3 protein-coding genes are annotated in these 3,174 nt (G+C 58.7%); all 3 read right to left on the reverse strand.

The features are described from left to right. Nucleotides 1-383: 383 nt before the first annotated feature. A complete protein-coding gene (locus BSZ39_RS12435) occupies nt 384-1,223 on the reverse strand; it encodes a glycosyltransferase family 2 protein (RefSeq protein WP_158025208.1) in 840 nt (279 codons plus the stop codon). A gap of 118 nt (nt 1,224-1,341) precedes the next feature. After that, nucleotides 1,342-2,238, reverse strand: coding sequence for an alpha-1,2-fucosyltransferase (locus BSZ39_RS12440; protein ID WP_073717626.1), 897 nt, complete (start codon nt 2,236-2,238; stop codon nt 1,342-1,344). Next, nucleotides 2,235-3,008, reverse strand: coding sequence for a glycosyltransferase (locus BSZ39_RS12445; RefSeq protein WP_073717627.1), 774 nt, complete (start codon nt 3,006-3,008; stop codon nt 2,235-2,237). The genes BSZ39_RS12440 and BSZ39_RS12445 overlap by 4 nt, the downstream gene beginning before the upstream one ends. Between the last annotated feature and the right edge of the window lie 166 nt (nt 3,009-3,174).

A 3,174-nucleotide genomic window follows, 5' to 3' on the forward strand; every position in this document is an offset into this window, starting at 1 on the left:
AGTGAGTTGTAGAAGATGAACTCGAGGATCACGCGGTGACCGCCCTGCTGTCCAGCACGACCACCCCGCTACACCACTATGAGGGACTCAACTTGCCAGAAACTGTCGATAACCCAACCGATCGTCCGACGATAGCGTCCTCGGAGTCCCGGTTGAAGCACCACGTTGAGATGCTCCGGAATCGGCGCGATTACGAGAAGTTCCCCGTTCCCTGATCGCATCGGCGCCGGCGCGAGCAACCGGAGCTTTCCGCGGCGTCCCGGTAATTCCTCAGCGTCGACCTGTATCAGCTGTCCCTCAAATGCCGTTGCAGCAAGCTCTGCGAGACGTTGGATAGGACCCCATCCCCTGCCCCCTGGAAGAACAAGTAGGACGTTCACTCGCTATTCCCCCTCTTCCTGCGACAGCACATCGTCCCACCGAGGAGGAACTGTTTTAGGGAATGGCCGCACTGTTCCGCGCGGGTACCAGGCGATATCAGGCGTGACCTTGCCACTCAACAGGTCCTCCCATATCCCATTTTGCGCACTGTCGTCCTTTGCTCCGACATGCCGCCAGTGGTAGCCCTTGTCCTCAGGCAGGCCGCTTTCTTCAAGCGCCTTGGCCCCCTGGCGGATTTTCTGGAAAAACTGTTCCTTCGAGCGCCATGGCTTATGGAGGATACGGAGCTGGTCACCGATGGCACCCGTTCGACTGACAGAGTGGTTACCGACGTGGAGGACCGCTCCTCGCTGCGGCCGGAAAGCAACCTTCGGGTCGAAGTGGCGGGTGGGATCAAACTGCCATTCGAGACCATCGCTTTGCGGGAACACGTTATAGATCCACGCACGTTCTACCCTGCATGTCGATGCCTTGAGTGTCTCATTGAGAGAACCTCCAACCCCGAACCAGAACTCATCCGCATCGAATGGGACGATCCATTCAGCGCGATGCTGTGCGGCAGTATCGGCTAAGAATGTCATTTTTGCCGACTGTTCGTAGGCCACAATCGGGTCATCTCCGACGTAGATCGGGAGTTCTCCACTGAGCTTGCCCAAGAGTTCTCGCGTGCCATCTGAGGACCCGTTATCCAATATGAGGACCGCGTCCAGACCTTGATCGATGTTATGCCGCAGCACGTCCTCGATGATGTCGACCTCGTTTTTTACCATCGCGATTCCCCAGATCTCCGGTCCTGACGGGATATGTCTGGGGAGGGTAACCGACTCGCGGATGGTGCGCATGACCCCGGTACGCGCAAATGAGGCTCTAGCTGACAGCGCCTGACGCCTTGCCTTGACGTCTCGGGACTTGAGGAACAGCGCGTGTTTTGCCTGTCGCGCGGCGCGGAGTACGTCCGAACTACTGGGGTTCATCTCGTCCCTTTTCATCTTCAGGCGGCAACTGTTCCCATTGGGCGTTGTCAACTACGCACCAGCTCGGCGCTAAGTGCCAGGAACGTCCGCCGTTCATACCGCGGACGTGGAAGGAAGGAGCCCAAATCGAGCTGGCGACGCCTGCGTCCGCTGCAACGACCTCGCTCAGATATCCACCCCAATAGGAAAACGTCGAGTTGGTCAGGATCAAACGCTGCGCTGCTGCCAACGTCGCGAGATCTCCAAAGATCTTCGGGCCCTGCTCTTCGTACCCCAGCGTTAGATCGGGTACCCACTGCGGGACGGTCTCGCGACACCACTCGATGCCGTCTGACACGATATGGAGACTCTTCACGTGTCCCATTTGCTCTAGGGCAGCTAGAACGTACTTTCGAATATTCATACCGTAATCACGGTAAAACTCGGGCACTGAGTAGTAGTCACCGCGACGAATGTTGAGGACGGCCAGTGGGGTTTCGTAGACGGCGAGTGTTTCCTTCTTGTGTGCGATGAGCGCAGCGAAGGAATCGGATGACAGCAGATACTCCCGGATGAACTGCATAAGTCGCTGGTCACCAAATGAACGATAGAGCTGGCCATCATCATAGAACCGGTGATAGAACGTTCCGACGTCGCTGCGCTCAATCGTGAGCTCCCGCAACCGGGGGAACATCTCCAGCCAGACGTCCATCCCGGGTTGGTGCAGCACCCACGCGGTGACACCTTCCTCGCGTTGCCGCCAAACCCGAAGCCATTGATACAGATAGTTGCCACCACGCATCTTCGGGCTGGTCCACAGAACCCAGTGAGTGCTGCGACTTCGAATGGGACTGAGGCCCGCTGCGATCACGCGTCTAGCCTGGTCCTGGAGCACCTGTTTCACGATAGCTGCCTCTCCTGCGCCAGTTGCCCAAGGGCCGCACCGATCTGGTCTGCGAACCGCTCCTCCGAGAATGTTTCCGCATGCGCCTTGATCACGTCCTCGCCCCAATCGCGCGCATAGGTTTCTGTGATGGCTGCGGCGATGGCGCTCGGGTCGGTGGAGTCCACGTAGGTTCCGGTCACGCCCTCATTGATCGAGTCCAGGAAACCGCCCGCGCGTAGCGCGATCGTCGGCTTTCCCCATGCGGCCGCTTCGAGCGGAGTGATTCCGAAATCTTCATGCGAGACGGTGGCCAGTGTTCCGCTATTTGCGTACCCCCACCGCAGTTGAGCTTCGGAAAGGTCCTGGGCGAAGAAAGTACGGGGACCTCCGAGGGCGCGGAGATTGTCGCGTTCTGGCCCGTGCCCAATGATGAGGAGGTCACGGTCAGCCAGTTGGGCGGCCTTAATGACTTTATCGACGTTCTTGTACGGCATGAGACGAGAGACAACCAAAAGGTAGTCGGGCTCGATCACTCCTGTAACGCCGGGTATCTCCTCGAGCTCACCCGAAGTATCAACCGAGTGAGGAGGGAAGATCAGGCCAACGTCGCGCTTGCCGTAGACTCTCGCGATCCGCTCCCGGACGACCGTGGAATTCCCGACATATGCGCGATGTCGCCGCGCGGCCTTCTGGTCCCAGCGCTTGAGGAATGGAGTGAGGCTCGTAAGCGCGCGACCGACGATCGACGTGCGCCCGCCATCGCCGAGATAGTCGTCGGGGAGGTACAACCAGCGTGCTGGTGTGTGGCAGTAGATTAGGGCCTCGCCCGCGTAGTTGAAACCGTGGGCCCAGCCTGACGATGGAGGGTGTCAGGAAGTTTGTGTGTGAGGCTCTGATCTAGAAGGAGTTTCACCGATAATGACTACGGTGTCACCGAAGAAAAGCCACGACCCG

It is taken from the genome of Bowdeniella nasicola (assembly GCF_001907295.1).
In the GTDB taxonomy this organism is placed as follows: Bacteria; Actinomycetota; Actinomycetes; order Actinomycetales; family Actinomycetaceae; genus Bowdeniella; species Bowdeniella nasicola.

Bases quoted from the DNA above. Each gene is read 5' to 3' on its own strand.
- BSZ39_RS12435 (WP_158025208.1), bottom strand. From the start codon at position 1,223: ATGCGCACCATCCGCGAGTCGGTTACCCTCCCCAGACATATCCCGTCA.